The following is a 16,105-nucleotide window of genomic DNA, read 5'->3' as shown; positions in this document are numbered from 1 at the left end:
GCTGCCCGCAGGTGCTGGGCGGCCCGGGCCGGATGAGGCCCGCCTCGCCTTCGCTCCCCTCAGAAGGCCAGCAGCGCGAAGAACGGCAGCAGGGGGACCATGATCCCGGTGCTCATCCAGAACATGCCGAAGTTCATGGCGACGTCTGACAGGGCGGCCAGTCGGTAGCGCACCGACCCGACCGGACGTTCCTCGTGGCAGGTCCACGCCATCGTGGACGGCGCGGTCAGCAACGCGGTAGTGCCGCCCTGGGCGTGCTCGAGGTGCTGGATGCGCGCGTCGCCGGGTGCGGCCGGGCAGCCGCAGTCCGTGCCACACGCGCAGTCAGTTCCGCAGGCGCAGGCGTGGTTGACCGGCGCCGCAGGGCGGAGGATGTCGCGCAACCCGACCACGCTGGCGAAGAGCAGGTACGCCATCAGCGGGACGCCGACCAGCGCGAACAGCCACAGCTCGCCGCCGGGGCGGCCGGCGGCCATCATCCAGTCCATGTCCATGCCCGTGGGCGTGCGGTGGGCCCGCTTCACCGCCATCGCGGCCACGTGCCACGTCATGGCCGCGAACATCAGCGCGTGCCCGATCGCGTGCCAACGCCCGGCACGGTCGTGCCGCACGGACGCCGTGACGGCCAGCCAGCCGAACCACAGGGTGCCGACGGCGAACACGCCGGTGAGCGCGTCGATCGGGACGACCGACAGGAGCCCCGTCCACGTCGGGCGGGCCACCATCAGCAGCATCACCACGGCCATGACCAGGTGCAGCACGTTCGAGACGCGCTGCCGGCCGTTCTGGGGGCGGGTGAGCTCGTAGGTGCACCAGATCGTGCACCAGGCGAACAGCACCAGGAGCCCGATGAACTTCACCGGGACGTCGTCGAACGAGAACACGCTGCCTCCTGCGGCTGGGGTCGGCGTCAGGTGACGCCCTTCACCCCATCAGTCGTGCGGCGGGTCCGAAAAGTTCCCGGCGTCTCAGCGCGGGGCGTCCGCGTGGTCGATGCAGGTGGTCGACCAGGGCCGGAACTCGAGGCGGTCGGGGTCGATCGCGATCCCGCACACCTCGCAGCGACCCCACGTGCCGTCGGCCAACCGGGCCTGCGCGCGCAGCACTTCGTCGAGTGTGTCGGCGATGACCTGCGCCGACCCGGCGTCCTCCATCTGCTGGATCGCCTGGATCGTCCCGTCGCCGATGCGCTTGCCGAAGCCGATCGTGCTGCCCTCCTCGACCGGGGCGGTGAGGCGGGCGAGCTTGCGGCGCAGCTCGGCCTCGCGCTCGGCGAGGTCGACCGCCGCGTCCTCGGGGCCGTAGTCAGTCATCCGGCCATCATGGCACGGCGGCCGGCGCGGTCACCGGAAGGCCGCGAACTCCTCGCGGCACACCTCGGCCACCGTGAGGGTACGGGCGTTCGGCCGCAGCGCACTCGGCCAGGCCGCGACGACGGCCGAGCGGCCGAACCGGGGCCGCAGCGGCAGGCCCGTCAGCGGTCGCCCCTCGGTCGTACGGTGCATCACCGCAGGCCGCGACCTCAGCAGCGTGTACCCGAGGCCCCGGCCGACCAGCGCTCGCACCACCTCGATCTGCGGGATCGCGGCGCGCAGGTTCGGGCTGAGCCCCCGGGCCTCGAACGCCTCCAGGGTGTTCTCCCGCGACGGGCGGGTGTCCAGCACGATCAGTGGCTCAGCGACGAGGTCGGCCAGGTCCACGTCAGGTCCGGCGGCGAGGGGGTGGTCGGCCGGCAGAACCGCCACGACCTCGGTGGGGTAGATCATCCGCTTCGTCAGCCCGGTGGGCAGGTTCACGTCGTAGAGCACGGCGAGGTCCAGGGAGCCCTCGTGCAGGGCCTCGATGAGCTCGTCGTTGTCGCCGACACGAATGTCGACCCGCACCTCGGGGAAGTCCTCGGCGAACCGTTGGACGACGGGGGGCAGGACGCTGTCGGCGATGCCGTTGTAGCAGCCGACGGCGACTGGCCCGGCGAGGCGGCCGTCCCGCCCCTGGGCAAGTTCGTGGGGGATCTCGTGGATGGCCTCGACCACCGTGCGCGCGCGGCGCGCCACCAGCTCGCCGGCCGCCGTCAGCGTCACGCCTTTGGCCTTGCGGCGCACGGTGAGGCGCTCGCCCAACGCGCGCTCCAATTCGGTGACGACGTGGGAGACGGCCGACTCCGACAGGTGCAGCGCGGACGCCGCCGCCGAGAGGGTTGGGTGGCGCGCCACCTCGAGGAACACCTCGAGCTGGCGGATCGTGACCTTGGCCATTCCTCAATGTTAGTGAAGAAGTTCCCTAAATACCTGTGCTTTACGTCATGTATGTCTCCGGGTGACCATGGAATCAACGACTTCGAAGGAGAAGCCATGACGACCACCACGACCCGCCCGGCCCCGGTCGCCGACTGGGTGACCATCAACGACCTGTACGCCGACCCGTACCCGATCTTCCGCCGGATGCGCCAGGAGGCCCCCGTCCACTGGGTGCCCGCCGTCAACCGCTACATGGTCGTGTCCTACGACGCCTGCCACACCATCGAGCAGGACCCCGACCGCTTCACCGCCCGCGAGCAGGGCTCCCTGATGTACAAGGCCATGGGCCACTCGATGCTGCGCAAGGACGACCCCGAGCACGCCGTCGAACGCGCCGCCTACGGGGGCGTCCTGAAGCCCCGCGCGATCAAGGAGAGCTGGACCTCGGTCTTCGAGGCCAACACCGAGAAGTACATCGCGCACCTCAAGGAGGTCGGCTCGGGCGCCGACCTGATCCGCCACTTCGCGGCCCCGTTCGCCGCGGCCAACCTCGTGGAGATCCTGGGCACCCTCGGCGCCGACTGGCACGACATGGAGCGCTGGAGCCAGCACATGATCGACGGCACGGGCAACTACGCCGACGACCCCGAGGTCTGGGCCCGCGCCCTCACCGCCCGCGACGAGGTCGAGACCATGATCGACGAGCTCGCGCCCCACTACCGCGCCAACCCCGACCACACGCTGCTGTCGCACCTGGTCAACTCCCCTCGGATCCTCGCGCGGTTGGGCCCACCCAAGCTACTCAGTAGTCGGACGCCGGCCCGCGAAAGTTCCCGAGCGGTGGCGTCCGCAGAACGAGGGTGGGTTGGGACGCCGTGGCTGCCCCGGGGCGACCCCCGGGCGATAGGCTCGGGCCATGACGTACAAGTTGATCCTCCTTCGCCACGGCGAGAGCGAGTGGAACCAGAAGAACCTGTTCACGGGCTGGGTTGACGTGGACATCAACGAGAAGGGCGTCGGCGAGGCCAAGAAGGCCGCGGAGCTCCTCAAGGCCGAGGGGCTGCTGCCCGAGAAGCTGCACACGTCGCTGCTGCGCCGCGCCATCCACACCGCCTACCTCGCCCTTGACGGCTGCGACCGCCACTGGATCCCCGTCGAGCGCTCCTGGCGCCTCAACGAGCGCCACTACGGCGGCCTGCAGGGCCTGGACAAGGCCGAGACGCTGGCCAAGTACGGCGAGGAGCAGTTCATGCTGTGGCGCCGCAGCTACGACACCCCGCCGCCCGTGCTCGACAAGGACAACGAGTACAGCCAGTTCAACGACCCGCGCTACGCCGACATCCCCGAGGACGAGCGCCCCCAGACCGAGTGCCTGGCCGACGTCGTCGTCCGGATGCTTCCCTACTGGGAGTCAAGCATCAAGCCCGACCTCGCCGCCGGCAAGGTCGTGCTGGTCACCGCCCACGGCAACTCGCTGCGCGCGCTGGTCAAGCACCTCGACGGCATCTCGGACGCCGACATCGCGGGCCTGAACATCCCCACCGGCATCCCGCTGTACTACGAGCTGGACGACGACTTCCAGCCCGTCACCAAGGGTGGCCGTTACCTCGACCCCGAGGCTGCGAAGGCCGCCATCGAGGCCGTGAAGAACCAGGGCAAGAAGTAACCACACGCCGACAGCCCGCCTTCCGCCCGCCGAGAGCCTGTGTTCAGGCTCCCGGGGGCCGGGAAGGCGGGCTGTCGGCGTTCGGAAGGCGGCCTGTCGGCGTCAGGCGATCGTCCAGTTCTCGCCCTCGGGGTGCAGGCCGGTGACGATGTAGATCACGCGGCTGCCCATCAGCACGGCGTGGTCGGCGATGCGCTCGTAGTAGCGGCCCAGCAGCGCGCAGTCGACGGCCGCCTCGACACCGTGGCTCCAGGCGTCGTCGAGCAGGATGCGGAACTGGTGGCTGCGCAGCTCGTCGACCTCCTCGTCGTGGTCGGCCATCTTCTCGGCGTCGAGCACGTTGCGCTCGCGCAGGGTGCGGCCGGCGATCTCGACCATCTCGGACGCCAGCGCCGCCATGCGCTGGAAGTTGGGCTGCATCGACTCGGGGACCGCACCGCGGGGGTAGCGCATGCGGGCGATCTTGGCGATGTGGGCGGACAGGTCGCCCATGCGGGCCAGGTCGGCCACCATGCGCAGGGCTGCGACGAGCGTGCGGAGCTCGCCGGCGACGGGCGCCTGGCGGGCCAGCAGGACGAAGCAGCGCTGCTCGAGGTCGTCGTGGAGCTGGTCGAGGATGCTGTCGTCGCTGATGACCTTCTCGGCGGCCGCCAGGTCGGAGGTCAGCAGGGCCTTCGTGGCCTCCGTCACCGCGACCTGCACCCGGTCGGTCATCGTGATCAGGTCGGTGACGACCGAGCTGAGTTCCTGCTGGTAGCTCTCGCGCATCTGCGCTCCTTCGCGTTCGATGGGGTGTGGCCCTCCGGGCACGGGGCGCCACGTTACGTCCCCCGAACGATCTTAGGCGTGCCTCCCCGCGAACGCCGGGTGAACACTCGGTGAACCCTCGGGGACGCCCGGCCGAGACGGCCTCCGCGCGCGGCCCCGGCGGCCGTGTCGGGCCTATGCTGAGGGCGTGTCGCCCGCTCTCGCCGCCCTCATCGGACTCGTCGCCGGGGTGTTCGCGGGCTACCTCGTGGCGTGGTTCGTGCTGAGCCGCCGCGCCGAGCCCGAACCGGTCGACCAGCACCTGGAGCGCCGCCGCATCCTGGACGCCCTGCGGTCCGGGGGAGCGCTCATCGGCGACGTGGACGACATCCTCGCCAGCAACGAGCTCGCCACCGAGCTGGGGCTGATCCGCGGCAACCGGGTCGCCATCCCCGCCCTGCTGGACCTCGTCCGTGAAGTGCGCCGCACCGGGGAGTCGGCCTCGGTCAACCTCGACCAGGTCCGCGCCGGCCGCGGCGGTGTCGGGCGATCCCAGCAGCGGCTCGCCGTCCGGGTGCTGCGCCTCGACGACGGCAACATCCTCGTCGTGGCCGACGACCGCGGGGCGGCGCTGCGCGTGCAGGCGTCCGCGCGCGACTTCATGGCGAACGCGACCCACGAGCTCAAGACCCCGGTCGGTGCGATTACGCTCCTGTCGGAGGCCGTCGAACAGGCCGCGGACGACCCCGAGGCCGTGGCGCGCTTCTCGCGCAAGATCCAGGCGGAGTCCTCGCGGCTGTCGCAGCTGGTCACCCAGATCGTGCAGCTGTCCCGGCTGCAGGGCGAGCCGGTCAGCAACGCCGAAGAGGTGTCGGTCGACGAGGTCGTCGGCCTGGCCCTCGACCGCAGCCGCCAATTGGCCGAGCAGCGGCAGGTCAGCCTCACCCGCGGCGGGGAGGAGGGGCTGGTCGTCCGCGGCAAGCACGAGCAGCTCGTGACCGCCGTGGTGAACCTCGTGCACAACGCCATCACCTACTCCGGTGAGAAGGCGCGGGTCGTCATCACGACCCGTGCGGTGACCGACGGGCCCGAGCCGCGGGTCGCGATCGCCGTGACCGACAACGGCATCGGGATCGGCGCGGAGGACACCAAGCGCATCTTCGAGCGGTTCTACCGCGTCGACTACGCCCGGAGCCGCCAGACCGGCGGCACGGGGCTGGGCCTCTCGATCGTGGCCGAGATCGTGGAGGGCCACGGCGGCGAGGTCACCGTGTGGAGCAAGCTGGGCAGCGGGTCGACGTTCACGATCACGCTGCCCGCCGCGGCCGAGGAAGAGGAGGAAGTCGCATGAGCGTGGTCCTGATCGTGGAGGACGAGGAGAGCTACCGGGACGCCCTGGGCTTCATGCTCGCCAAGGAGGGGTTCGAGGTCATCCTGGCCGCCGACGGCGAGGAGGGGCTGGCCCAGTTCGAGCGCCACGGCGCCGACATCGTGCTGCTGGACCTGATGATGCCGGGCCTGTCGGGCACCGAGGTGTGCCGCCGGCTGCGCCAGCGCAGCACCGTGCCGATCATCATGGTCACCGCCCGCGACGCCGAGATCGACAAGGTCGTCGGCCTGGAGCTGGGCGCCGACGACTACGTCACCAAGCCGTTCAGCCACCGCGAGCTGCTCGCGCGGGTGCGCGCGGTCCTGCGGCGCGGGGCCGACACCGAGCTGATGCCCGACGTGATCGAGGAGTCCGGCGTCCGGATGGACGTCGAGCGCCACGAGGTGTGGGTCGGCGGCGAGCCCGTGCGGCTGGCCCTGAAGGAGTTCGAGCTGCTCGAGATGCTCCTGCGCAACGCCGGGCGCGTGATGACCCGCGGCCAGCTCATCGACCGCGTGTGGGGAGCGGACTACGTGGGGGACACCAAGACCCTCGACGTCCACATCAAGCGCCTGCGCGGCAAGATCGAGGCCGACCCGGCCGACCCGCAGCTGCTGGTGACCGTGCGGGGGCTGGGCTACAAGTTCAACGGGTGAGTGGCCCGGGGCGTCCGGACGGCCGCCCGTAGGATGCCGTCGTGACCAACGATGTCGTCGTGTTCTCCGGCCAGGCCCATCCCGAGTTCGCCCGCGAGATGTGCGACCTCTTGGACGTCGACCTGTCGCCCGCCCGCGTCCAGCGGTTCAGCAACGACTGCCTGCAGGTGCAGTTGCGCGCGAACTGCCGGCAGCGGGACGTGTACATCGTGCAGCCGGTGGCCCCGCCGACCCAGGAGAACCTCATGGAGCTCCTGATGATGGTGGACGCCGCGCGCGGGGCCTCCGCGTCCCAGGTCAACGTCGTCATGCCGCACTACGCGTACGCGCGCTCGGACAAGAAGGACGCCCCGCGCATCTCGCTGGGCGGCCGGCTGGTCGCCGACCTGCTGGCCACCGCCGGCGCCACCCGCGTGCTCACGATGACGCTGCACGCCGAGCAGGTGCACGGCTTCTTCTCCATGCCGGTCGACCACCTGACCGCGCTGCCCGTGCTCGCCGAGCACTTCCGGGGCCGCGACCTGTCCAACACGGTCGTGGTGTCGCCCGACTTCGGCAACGCCAAGGCCGCCAACCGGTTCGCCCGCGCCCTCGGCGTCGAGGTGGCGGCGGGCTCGAAGCGACGGCTGGCCGACGACACCGTCGTCATCGACGCGATCGTCGGCGACGTGCAGGGCAAGGACTGCATCGTGCTCGACGACGAGATCGCCACCGGCGGCTCGACCATGACCCTCATCGACTGCATCCGTCGCTACGACGCCCAGGGCGTGTCGGTGGTCTGCACCCACGGCCTGTTCACCGGCAACGCGGTTCAGACCTTCAACGCCCGCGACGACATCGACGAGATCGTCACCACCAACACCGTCCCGCAGGACAAGCCCATCGACCGGCTCGTGTCGTTGTCGGTGGCCCCGCTGTTCGCCGAGGCCGTCCGCCGCATCCACCTCGGGGAGTCCGTCAGCACCCTGTTCTCGGAGGAGAACACCTACGGCGCCTGAGCCCCCGGACACGACGAAGGGCCCCCTCCGCCGCGGAGGGGGCCCTTCGTGCTGGGTCAGGAGGTCGGCTTGGCCGAGGCGTAGATCGGGTCCTCGGCGCTCATCACCGGGGCGATCGCCTTGGCCTGGAGGCCGGACTCGAAGTTCAGGACCAGGTCGACGGTCAGGCCCGGCTTGAGGTCGGGGCTGGAGACCGTGAAGGCGGGGCTCGGGTCGGTCAGCACGGCGAGCCGGTTGGGCTCGAGGTCGACGCCGCTGCCCGTGACCGTGAGGGGTGCCCCCACGGAGTTGTCCATCTTGTGCGCGTTGCCCTCGACGCTGACCAGGCGGTCGGCGACGGGCGACACGATGGAGGCGGACAGCACGCCCTTGCCACTCTCGTCGGCGACGACGAGCAGGTTGCGCACCTTGAGCTGGCGGTTGCCCTCGCCGGCCTGCAGGTCGACGTTGACGCCGTGGGCCGGCGTGTACTGCTGGAGGGTCTGCATGTTGAACCCGCACCCGGTGAGGAGCAGGCTGGCGCACACACCGGCGGCGAACGTGCTGACGGCCCGGCGACGGCGACGGGTGCTGGAATCCATGGCAGGAGCCTCCTGGGTCGAAACCTTGGTGTCGCAGCACACAATAACGAAACCCGCTGTCGGATGGTTAGCCGCATCAGCCCGCGGTGAGAACGTTGCGAAAACGGGACCGTCGCGGCGCTCGGGCCCGGCGGTGCTCCGTGCCCGGAAACCCGGGGCAACCGGGCGCGCGTGTTGGCGTCCGGGCCACTTGCGGCCTAGTGTGTGCATGACCCGCTTGGATGGGGAGGACCCTACCCCCAGCCCGCGCGCGGAGCACACTCCTGAGCGCTTGTCAAGACCCCCAATGCGGCGCTGACAACGGGTGATACCCCTGCAGCCCCCTGAGGACCCGTGGTATGATGGTGGGCGGGAAAGGGGTCAATGAATATGACTTTTCAGGTCGGCGAAACGGTTGTCTACCCGAACCACGGTGCGGCCGTCATCGAAGACATCGAAACCCGGACGATCAAGGGAGAGGAACGTCTCTACCTCGTCCTCCGCATTGTGGGGCAGAACGACCTGGTGGTGCGGGTCCCGGCCTGCAACCTCGACCTGGTGGGCGTCCGCGACGTCGTCGACGCCGAGGGCCTCGAGCGCGTGTTCAGCGTGCTGCGTGCGCCCCACGCCGAGGAGCCGACGAACTGGTCGCGCCGCTACAAGGCCAACCTCGAGAAGCTGCACTCCGGCAACGTCATGAAGGTCGCCGAGGTCGTGCGCGACCTGTGGCGCCGCGAGCGCGAGCGCGGCCTGTCCGCGGGAGAGAAGCGCATGCTGGCCAAGGCTCGCCAGATCCTGGTCTCCGAGCTCGCCCTGGCCGAGAAGGTCTCCGACGACCGCGCCGAGGTCATGCTCGACGAGGTGCTGGCCTCGTAACCACCCATGGGTGAACACATCAACAATCCCGTACCGGTCGTCGCCATCGTGGTGGCGGCCGGTTCCGGTTCCCGGCTGGGGGCCGAGGTGCCCAAGGCGCTGGTCCCGGTGGCCGGCGTCCCCCTGCTGACCCGCGCGGTGGCCCAGCTCGCCGCCGGCGGCGTCGACGAGGTCGTCGTTGTGGCGCCCGTCGAGGGCCGCGAGGCGTTCGTGGACGCCCTGGCCGGCGCCCCCGTCCCGGTGACGTGGGCCGACGGCGGCGCCGAGCGTCAGCACTCCGTGGCCCACGGCATGGGCGTGCTGCCCGACCTGCCCGCGGCGGACGCCGACGCCCAGGTCGTCCTCGTGCACGACGCCGCCCGGGCGTTCCTGCCCGCCGACATGGTCGCTCGCGTGATCGATGCCGTCCGCGCCGGTGCCGACGCCGTCGTGCCGGTGGTGCCCGTCACCGACTCCGTGCGCGAGCTGGTCGAGGACGGGTCGACGGTGGTCGACCGGGCCCGGCTGCGAGCGGTCCAGACCCCGCAGGGGTTCCGTCGCGGCGTGCTGGAGGAGGCCCACCGGGTTCTGGCCGAGAGCGACACGATCGTCACCGACGACGCCGCAGCCGCCGAGTACATCGGCTGCACGGTGACGCTGGTGGAGGGATCGCGCGACGCCTTCAAGGTCACCGAACCCCTGGACCGGGTCCTGGCCGAGGCCCTCGTGGCGTGGGGCGTCTCGTGAGGGTCGGGATCGGCACCGACGTCCACGCGCTCGAGCCGGGCGTCCCGATGTGGTGCGCCTGCCTGCACTTCCCCGACGAGCCGGCCGGCCTGTCCGGGCACTCCGACGGCGACGTGGCCGCGCACGCGGCGTGCGACGCGCTCTTCTCCGCCAGCGGCCTGGGCGACATGGGCAGCAACTTCGGCACGTCCGAGCCCGAGTGGGCCGGGGCGTCCGGGGTCGCGTTCCTCACCGAGGCGGCCCGCCGCGTGCGCGCGGCCGGGTTCGAGATCGGCAACGTCGCGGTCCAGGTGATCGGCAACCGGCCCCGCCTCGCTGCACGCCGGGCGGAGGCCGAGGCCGTGATGTCCGAGGCGGTCGGCGCACCGGTCACGCTGTCGGGCACCACCACCGACGGGCTCGGCCTCACCGGCCGCGGCGAGGGGGTCGCCGCCGTCGCCACCGCCCTCGTGGTGGCCCGGTAGGGGTCAGCGCACCTCGTCCTCGCTCGCCACGAACGCGTTGCACGCGGCGATGGCGTCGCTGCCAAGACCGCGGTCGAACCAGTCCTGTCGGGCTGCCCCCGTGCCGTGTCCGCCGGACCAGCCGGGGCGTCCGGACAGCACGTCGTCGCCGAGGTTGTACGCCAGCCCGCTGAGCCGCTCGAGCTCGCCCGGGCCGAGGTTCTGGCTCTGCGCCACCGAACGCACGTACTGGCCGGCCAGGCAGTCGGCCTGCACCTCGGTGCGCCGCGACAGGTCCTGCGCGGCGCGCTCGGAGCGGGCGTCCTGTTCGAGATACTTCTCCGAGATCAGGATCGCGGTCCGCGCCTGGACCGCGTGGCCGAACTCGTGGGCGAGGATCATCTCGGCCGCGTACGGGGCCGAGGCGACGTTGGCGGGGAAGGCCCGCAACAGCGTGTTGGCGTAGTACACGCGCTGGTCGCCGGTGCAGTAGGCGGCGTTCACCTCGGCGAAGTCGCCGCACGCGGTCTTGATCGGCCGGGTGTAGACCACGACCGGGGGCCGTGGCATCTCGAAGCCGGCCGCCTCGACGGGCTCGGCGAACACCGTCATCAGGCAGCCCATCAGCTCGTTGAAGTGCTCCTGCTTCTCGGCCGCCGACGCCGAGGGCACGTCCACCGCGGCCATCCGGCAGTTCGTGGGGGTCGGGACCTGCTGGTCGTAGAGCGGGTTCGACCGTACGAGGCGACCCGCGGCGTCCATGTTGCGCGGGCCGGGCACGGCGGGCGGGTTCCGGTCGGCGGGCGGCGGCGTGTAGTCCTCGTTGAGGTACGGCGAGGTGGGGTCGCCCGGCACCTGCGGGGCGGGCGCGGGGGCGTCCGGTCGCGTCGGGTTCGCCGGGGCGTCGGGGACGCCGGGGAGCTGGGCGCCCATCACGTCGTCCATCAGCCCGCGCAGGAACGAGGCGATCATCAGGATGGCCACCACGGCCATGACGATCCGCACGAGGTTCCCCAGGCCGCTGCGGCGGCGCTGGGGCGGGCGGGGGGCCGGACGCGGTGCCGGCCATGGTTGCTGGGCCTGCGGCGGCCACCCCTGGGGCGCCCGCTGCGGGGCCGGCCACTGCTGGGGAGGGGGCCACTGCTGCACCTGGCGCGGCGGCCACTGCTGCGGCGGTGGCCAGGCCTGCTGGGGCGTCCCGGACGGCCCGCGGCGCGGTGGCGGCGGGGCTCCCCAGGGCGTCTGGCTCACGCGCCCACCCTAGCCGGGTGCGGTAGGTTCACAATCGTGACCACCGCACGCACCCTCCTCGGACGCCTCGCGGCCGCCCTCGCGCTCACCCTGGCGCTCGTGGCCGCGCCGATCCCCGCGCACGCGGTGACCGAGGTGGAGTCCTACCTGGTCGACGCCCGGATCGACGCCGACGGCACGCTGCACGTGGACGCCACGATCACCCCCACCGGCGGCCCGGGCGAGCTGGTCCAGCGGTTCGCCACCACCCTGCCCACCTCCGAGGCGCGCGAGTTCCGCTTCACCCTCGACGACGTGCGCGCCAGCGCCTCCGGGACCGACGTGCCCGTCGAGGTCGCCACCGACGGCGCCTACCGGGTGGTCACTATCCCGGTCGACGACGCGCCCGTGGTGCTCAGCTACTCCGTCCGCGGCGCCGCGATCGAGACCGCCGACACCACCACCGTCACGTGGCGCCTGCTGCAGGGGCTCAACCTGCCGGTGCGCACCTTCGAGGCGACGGTCGCCGTGCCCGGCCCGTTCACCATGGTCGACTGCGCCGCGGGCGCGCCCGGCGCCCCGGGCGCCTGCGGGTGGTACGCCGGCGGCACGCACGACAACCCGACCCCCACCTTCCACGACGGGCCGCGCGGTGCGGGCGAGGTCGTCCAGGTGGTCGTGCGCTTCCCGCGCGACGCGGTGGCCAGCAACCAGGACGTCGTCCAGCGCTGGTCCCTCGACCGCGCGTTCTCGCTGGCCCCGGTTCCGCTCGCGGTCGCCGCGGGCGTGGCCGCGCTCGGCCTGGCCGGCCTGTGGCTGCTGCGCCGCCGGTTCCTGTCCGATGCCGAGGCGGACGCCACCCCCACCATCGTCGGCACCTTCCGCCCCGTCGGTGCGGGCCACAGCGCGTTCGAGGTGGGCGAAGGCGTCCGGCCCGGCCAGATCGGCACGCTGGTCGACGGCACCGTCGACCCGGTCGACGTGACCGCCACCGTGGTCGACCTCGCCGTCCACGGCCACCTCCTGATCCGCGAGCTGCCGCACCGCAGCGCCTACGCGCGCGCCGAGTGGGAGTTCGAGCGCCGCGACTCCGACCGGCCGCTGCGCCCCTACGAGCGGACCCTCCTGGACGCCATCGCCCCCGCCGACGGCTCGGGGTGCTGCGCCAACCTCGGCCCGCACGTGGGGGAGGTCCTCCCGACCGTGCAGTCGCAGCTGTACGACGACGTGGTGGAGCGCGGCTGGTTCTCGCGGCGTCCGGACGCAACCCGCTCGGCCCTCACCCGCCTCGGTTGGGGCCTGCTCGTCGCCGCCGCGGTCGTCGCCCTCGCGCTGGTCGCGTTCACGACCTTCGGCGTGGCCGGGCTCGTGCTCGTCGCGCTGGCGGCCGGCTTCGGACTCGTCGCCCAGGACACCCCGGCCCGCACGAAGGCGGGCGCGGGCGTCCTCGCGGGGCTGGGCCTGCTGCGCGGCCACCTGCTCACCCAGCCGGTCGAGGAGATGCCGCCGGGGCAGGAGGTCCACGAGCTGTCGGAGGTGCTGCCCTACGCGATCGTGCTCGGCGGCGCCGACCGGTGGCTGGACGGGCTGGCCGCCACGGACCGCGACGACACCCCCGACGAGACCGAGCTCGACTGGTACCACGGCCCCGAGGGCTGGCACCTCGCCGACCTGCCCGACTCGCTGCGCAACTTCATCACCACCGTGGAGGGGTCGCTCCTCCAGCGGTGACCGGCTGCCTCAGAGCTCCAGGCCGGGGTACAGCGGGTTGGCGTCCAGCAGCTCGGCCGCGGCGGCCTTGGTGCGGTCGGCCACGCCGTCGGCGAGGGTGTACTTCGCCTTGCCGGGCTGGCCGTTGGACGCCGTGACCGGCGTCGTCTGCTTGAGCACGTCCACCATCAGCTCCGCCACGCGGTCGAACTCGTCGGCGCCGAAGCCGCGCGAGGTGAGCGCGGGCGTCCCGATGCGGACGCCGGAGGTGTACCAGGCGCCGTTCGGGTCGCGCGGGATCGAGTTGCGGTTGGTGACCACGCCCGAGTCGAGCAGGGCCGACTCGGCCTGGCGGCCGGTGAGGCCGAACGAGGTCGTGACGTCGAGCAGCACGAGGTGGTTGTCGGTGCCGTCGGTGACGAGCTTCACGCCGCGCTTCATCAGGCCCTCGGCCAGCGCCTTGGCGTTGTCGGCCACGTCCTGCGCATAGGTCTGGAAGGACTCGGTGCGCGCCTCGGCGAAGGCCACCGCCTTGGCGGCCATCACGTGCGACAGCGGGCCGCCGAGCACCATCGGGCAGCCCTTGTCGACCGCGTCGGAGTACTCCTTGGTGGCGAGCACGAAGCCACCGCGCGGGCCGCGGAGCGACTTGTGGGTGGTGGAGGCGACGATGTCGGCGTAGGGGACCGGGTTCTCCTCGCCGGTGAACACCTTGCCCGCCACGAGGCCGGCGAAGTGGGCCATGTCGACGAACAGGGTCGCGCCCACGGCGTCCGCGATCTCGCGCATCTTCGCGAAGTTCACCCGGCGCGGGTAGGCGGAGTAGCCGGCCACGATGACGAGCGGCTTGAACTCCTTCGCGTCGGCCAGCAGCTGGTCGTAGTCGATCAGCCCGGTCTCGGGGTCGGTGCCGTAGCTGTGCTGCTCGAACATCTTGCCGGAGATGTTGTGGCGGAAGCCGTGGGTGAGGTGGCCGCCGGCGTCCAGGCTCATGCCCATGACGCGCTGCGAGTTGAACTCGCGGCGCAGCGCCTCCCAGTCCTCATGCGAGAGGTCGTTGACGTTCTTCGCGCCGAGGCGGGCCAGCGTCGGAGACTCGATGCGGGTGTTCAGGATCGCCCAGTAGGCGACGAGGTTGGCGTCGATGCCGGAGTGGGGCTGCACGTAGGCGTACTCGGCGCCGAACAGCTCACGCGCGTGCTCGGCCGCGACGGCCTCGACGGTGTCGACGTTCTGGCAGCCGGCGTAGAAGCGGTGCCCAACCGTGCCCTCGGCGTACTTGTCGCTCAGCCAGTTGCCCATCGTCAGCAGGGTGGCGAGCGAGGCGTAGTTCTCCGACGCGATCAGCTTCAGCGAGGCGCGCTGGTCGTCGAGCTCGGAGCGGATCGCGCCGCTGATCCGCGGCTCCACCGACTCGATGACGGACAAGGCCTGCTGGTAGGCGCTGGACGCGGTGGCGGTGAGGTCGGACACGACAGGGCTCCTCGAGGGTTCGGCGTACGCCTCAAGATAGCGCGTCGGGTCGGGTGGGCACCGACCTTGGTCTGGCCCCGGGACGGTGGGGCATCGACCAGGTGTCGATGGCGGACGCCGCGGGCCCGGCTAGCGTGGGGGGCACCCCAGACGCGAGGAAGGCCACCATGGACGAGAACACCCGCCCCGACCCGACGACCGCCCCGGGCACCCCGCCGGACGCGACGTTCGGCGTCCCCCCGACCCAGCCCTACCGGCAGCCCGCACCGCTGCCGTACGCCCCGGCTCCCGCGCCCGCCGCGCGGCCGGCGTCGTTCAAGCGCGGCTTCGGGCTCGGCGCCGGCGCCGGCCTCGGCTTCGGTGGGGCGATGCTGGTCTTCTCCCTCGTGGCCAGCCTGCTGACCGGCCTGGTGCTGATGGGCTTCGCCGGTGCGGCGTCCACGCTGGCCGGCAGCGGGCAGACCGCGGTCGAGCCGCTGGCCACCGTGTGGGGCCCCGACACCGCCACCAAGAAGCTCCGCGCGATCCCCGTCGCGGGTGCCATCCAGACCCGCGGCGCCGACGGCTTCGCCCTCGCCGAGGGCACCTACGGCTACGAGGTCGCCGACGTGCTCGACGGGCTCACCGCCGAGGACGCCGACGGCATCGTGCTGATGCTCGACACCCCCGGCGGCACGGTCACCGGCTCGAAGGCGATCGCCGACGCGGTCGACCGTTACCGCGAGCGCACGGGCAAGAAGGTGTTCGCCTTCGTCCAGGGGATGTCGGCCTCGGGCGGCATGTACGCGATGGCGGGCGCCGACGAGATCGTCGCCGACCACGGCACCACCGTCGGCAGCGTGGGCGTCATCATGGGCCCGATCGAGCGCTACCGCGACGTGACCGGCATGGGCAGCATCATGGGCGCCGTCGAGGCGGGCGAGATCACCCAGGAGTACATCACCGCCGGCAAGGGCAAGGACGCCGGGCAGCCGTTCCGCGACCTGACCGCCGAGGAGCGCGCGAACCTGGTCGACATCGCCAACGAGATGTACGACGACTTCGTGACCCACGTCTCGACCAAGCGCGGCATCGACCGCGCCGTGATCGTCGAGCAGCTCGGCGCGGGCATGTTCACCGGCCAGAAGGCCAAGGACGTCGGCTACATCGACGAGGTCATGGGCCGCGACGAGGCGCTGCGCCACTTCGCGACCGCCGCCGGGCTCGACCCGGCCGACACCAAGCTGGTGCAGGCGACGGCCCCAGGCCTGTGGGCGAGCCTGTTCGGCGTCGAGGCCCGCCCGTGGGGCGTCGCCCCGGCCGCCCAGCCGGTCGGTGGCCAGCCGGCCCGCGCCACGGCGCAGATGTGCACCGACCCCACCACCCCGCTGGCCTGGCACGGCCCGACGGTGGGGGTCTGCGGCTGATCCGCGCC

At 71.9% G+C, this 16,105-nt stretch carries 17 protein-coding genes; 10 read left to right on the top strand and 7 right to left on the bottom strand.

All coding sequences use genetic code 11. The features are described from left to right. Positions 1-59: 59 nt before the first annotated feature. The 3 genes from J4N02_RS13770 to J4N02_RS13760 form a co-directional block, all read right to left on the bottom strand. Positions 60-884: a DUF5134 domain-containing protein gene (locus J4N02_RS13770; protein WP_188333619.1), complete on the bottom strand. Its 825-nt coding sequence runs from the start codon at positions 882-884 to the stop codon at positions 60-62. A gap of 84 nt (positions 885-968) precedes the next feature. Next, positions 969-1,313, bottom strand: a complete 345-nt coding sequence (locus J4N02_RS13765; protein WP_188333618.1) for a TraR/DksA C4-type zinc finger protein — start codon at positions 1,311-1,313, stop codon at positions 969-971. A gap of 30 nt (positions 1,314-1,343) precedes the next feature. Then, positions 1,344-2,255 carry a LysR substrate-binding domain-containing protein gene (locus J4N02_RS13760; RefSeq protein ID WP_188333617.1) on the bottom strand — a complete coding sequence of 304 codons (912 nt, stop codon included), beginning with the start codon at positions 2,253-2,255 and terminating at the stop codon, positions 1,344-1,346. Between the two features lie 96 nt (positions 2,256-2,351). Between J4N02_RS13760 and J4N02_RS13755 the strand changes: the two genes are divergently transcribed. Continuing rightward, the gene (locus J4N02_RS13755; protein ID WP_188333616.1) at positions 2,352-3,230 is read left to right on the top strand and encodes a cytochrome P450; all 879 of its coding nucleotides are present in this window, start codon (positions 2,352-2,354) and stop codon (positions 3,228-3,230) included. Beyond that, positions 3,154-3,903, top strand: a complete 750-nt coding sequence (locus J4N02_RS13750) for a phosphoglyceromutase (RefSeq protein WP_188333615.1) — start codon at positions 3,154-3,156, stop codon at positions 3,901-3,903. Before J4N02_RS13755 ends, J4N02_RS13750 begins: the two co-directional genes overlap by 77 nt. Positions 3,904-4,005: 102 nt before the next feature. Here the strand turns inward: J4N02_RS13750 and phoU are convergent, their stop codons facing one another. After that, the gene (gene phoU / locus J4N02_RS13745; RefSeq protein WP_182816348.1) at positions 4,006-4,671 is read right to left on the bottom strand and encodes a phosphate signaling complex protein PhoU; all 666 of its coding nucleotides are present in this window, start codon (positions 4,669-4,671) and stop codon (positions 4,006-4,008) included. A gap of 187 nt (positions 4,672-4,858) precedes the next feature. Here phoU and J4N02_RS13740 point away from each other — a divergent pair, with 187 nt between their 5' ends. Genes J4N02_RS13740 through J4N02_RS13730 form a run of 3 tightly spaced genes read left to right on the top strand, consistent with a single transcriptional unit; the run spans position 4,859 to position 7,673 of the window. After that, positions 4,859-6,001 carry a cell wall metabolism sensor histidine kinase WalK gene (locus J4N02_RS13740; protein WP_188333614.1) on the top strand — a complete coding sequence of 381 codons (1,143 nt, stop codon included), beginning with the start codon at positions 4,859-4,861 and terminating at the stop codon, positions 5,999-6,001. Further along, positions 5,998-6,675, top strand: a complete 678-nt coding sequence (locus tag J4N02_RS13735) for a response regulator transcription factor (RefSeq protein ID WP_188333613.1) — start codon at positions 5,998-6,000, stop codon at positions 6,673-6,675. The genes J4N02_RS13740 and J4N02_RS13735 overlap by 4 nt, the downstream gene beginning before the upstream one ends. Before the next feature lie 41 nt (positions 6,676-6,716). Further along, positions 6,717-7,673, top strand: coding sequence for a ribose-phosphate pyrophosphokinase (locus J4N02_RS13730; RefSeq protein WP_188333612.1), 957 nt, complete (start codon positions 6,717-6,719; stop codon positions 7,671-7,673). Positions 7,674-7,729: 56 nt separating this feature from the next. Here the strand turns inward: J4N02_RS13730 and J4N02_RS13725 are convergent, their stop codons facing one another. Continuing rightward, positions 7,730-8,254 carry a hypothetical protein gene (locus J4N02_RS13725; protein WP_188333611.1) on the bottom strand — a complete coding sequence of 175 codons (525 nt, stop codon included), beginning with the start codon at positions 8,252-8,254 and terminating at the stop codon, positions 7,730-7,732. Between the two features lie 369 nt (positions 8,255-8,623). Between J4N02_RS13725 and J4N02_RS13720 the strand changes: the two genes are divergently transcribed. The 3 genes from J4N02_RS13720 to ispF are packed head-to-tail and all read left to right on the top strand — an operon-like array spanning position 8,624 to position 10,299. Further along, positions 8,624-9,109 (top strand): CarD family transcriptional regulator, encoded by a 486-nt coding sequence (locus J4N02_RS13720; protein WP_182816358.1) that lies wholly within the window; start codon positions 8,624-8,626, stop codon positions 9,107-9,109. A gap of 6 nt (positions 9,110-9,115) precedes the next feature. Then, on the top strand, positions 9,116-9,835 hold the full coding sequence (gene ispD / locus J4N02_RS13715; RefSeq protein ID WP_188333610.1) for a 2-C-methyl-D-erythritol 4-phosphate cytidylyltransferase: 720 nt from the start codon (positions 9,116-9,118) through the stop codon (positions 9,833-9,835). Next, the gene (ispF, locus tag J4N02_RS13710) at positions 9,832-10,299 is read left to right on the top strand and encodes a 2-C-methyl-D-erythritol 2,4-cyclodiphosphate synthase (RefSeq protein ID WP_260519435.1); all 468 of its coding nucleotides are present in this window, start codon (positions 9,832-9,834) and stop codon (positions 10,297-10,299) included. The genes ispD and ispF overlap by 4 nt, the downstream gene beginning before the upstream one ends. A gap of 3 nt (positions 10,300-10,302) precedes the next feature. Here ispF and J4N02_RS13705 read toward each other — a convergent pair whose 3' ends face one another. Further along, complete coding sequence (locus tag J4N02_RS13705; RefSeq protein ID WP_182816363.1) at positions 10,303-11,529, bottom strand: neutral zinc metallopeptidase; 1,227 nt, start codon at positions 11,527-11,529, stop codon at positions 10,303-10,305. A gap of 36 nt (positions 11,530-11,565) precedes the next feature. On the opposite strand from J4N02_RS13705, the gene J4N02_RS13700 reads away from it, so the two are divergent. After that, positions 11,566-13,239 (top strand): DUF2207 family protein, encoded by a 1,674-nt coding sequence (locus J4N02_RS13700; protein WP_188333609.1) that lies wholly within the window; start codon positions 11,566-11,568, stop codon positions 13,237-13,239. Positions 13,240-13,248: 9 nt separating this feature from the next. Here J4N02_RS13700 and J4N02_RS13695 read toward each other — a convergent pair whose 3' ends face one another. Continuing rightward, the gene (locus tag J4N02_RS13695) at positions 13,249-14,691 is read right to left on the bottom strand and encodes a glycine hydroxymethyltransferase (RefSeq protein WP_188333608.1); all 1,443 of its coding nucleotides are present in this window, start codon (positions 14,689-14,691) and stop codon (positions 13,249-13,251) included. A 167-nt stretch (positions 14,692-14,858) separates the two neighbouring features. Between J4N02_RS13695 and J4N02_RS13690 the strand changes: the two genes are divergently transcribed. After that, positions 14,859-16,097: a S49 family peptidase gene (locus J4N02_RS13690; RefSeq protein ID WP_182816369.1), complete on the top strand. Its 1,239-nt coding sequence runs from the start codon at positions 14,859-14,861 to the stop codon at positions 16,095-16,097. The last annotated feature ends 8 nt before the right edge of the window (positions 16,098-16,105 follow it).

This window comes from Propioniciclava sp. MC1595 (assembly GCF_017569205.1).
Taxonomy (GTDB): Bacteria; Actinomycetota; Actinomycetes; order Propionibacteriales; family Propionibacteriaceae; genus Propioniciclava.
This window is presented reverse-complemented; position numbering and strand designations above follow the sequence as displayed.

What these genes read in the sequence shown, in the direction of transcription:
- J4N02_RS13765 (WP_188333618.1), bottom strand. Translation starts at nt 1,313, where the DNA reads ATGACTGACTACGGCCCCGAGGACGCGGCGGTCGACCTCGCCGAGCGC.
- J4N02_RS13760 (WP_188333617.1), bottom strand. Translation starts at nt 2,255, where the DNA reads ATGGCCAAGGTCACGATCCGCCAGCTCGAGGTGTTCCTCGAGGTGGCG.
- J4N02_RS13755 (WP_188333616.1), top strand. Translation starts at nt 2,352, where the DNA reads ATGACGACCACCACGACCCGCCCGGCCCCGGTCGCCGACTGGGTGACC.
- J4N02_RS13750 (WP_188333615.1), top strand. Translation starts at nt 3,154, where the DNA reads ATGACGTACAAGTTGATCCTCCTTCGCCACGGCGAGAGCGAGTGGAAC.
- phoU (WP_182816348.1), bottom strand. Translation starts at nt 4,671, where the DNA reads ATGCGCGAGAGCTACCAGCAGGAACTCAGCTCGGTCGTCACCGACCTG.
- J4N02_RS13735 (WP_188333613.1), top strand. Translation starts at nt 5,998, where the DNA reads ATGAGCGTGGTCCTGATCGTGGAGGACGAGGAGAGCTACCGGGACGCC.
- J4N02_RS13725 (WP_188333611.1), bottom strand. Translation starts at nt 8,254, where the DNA reads ATGGATTCCAGCACCCGTCGCCGTCGCCGGGCCGTCAGCACGTTCGCC.
- J4N02_RS13720 (WP_182816358.1), top strand. Translation starts at nt 8,624, where the DNA reads ATGACTTTTCAGGTCGGCGAAACGGTTGTCTACCCGAACCACGGTGCG.
- ispD (WP_188333610.1), top strand. Translation starts at nt 9,116, where the DNA reads ATGGGTGAACACATCAACAATCCCGTACCGGTCGTCGCCATCGTGGTG.
- J4N02_RS13690 (WP_182816369.1), top strand. Translation starts at nt 14,859, where the DNA reads ATGGACGAGAACACCCGCCCCGACCCGACGACCGCCCCGGGCACCCCG.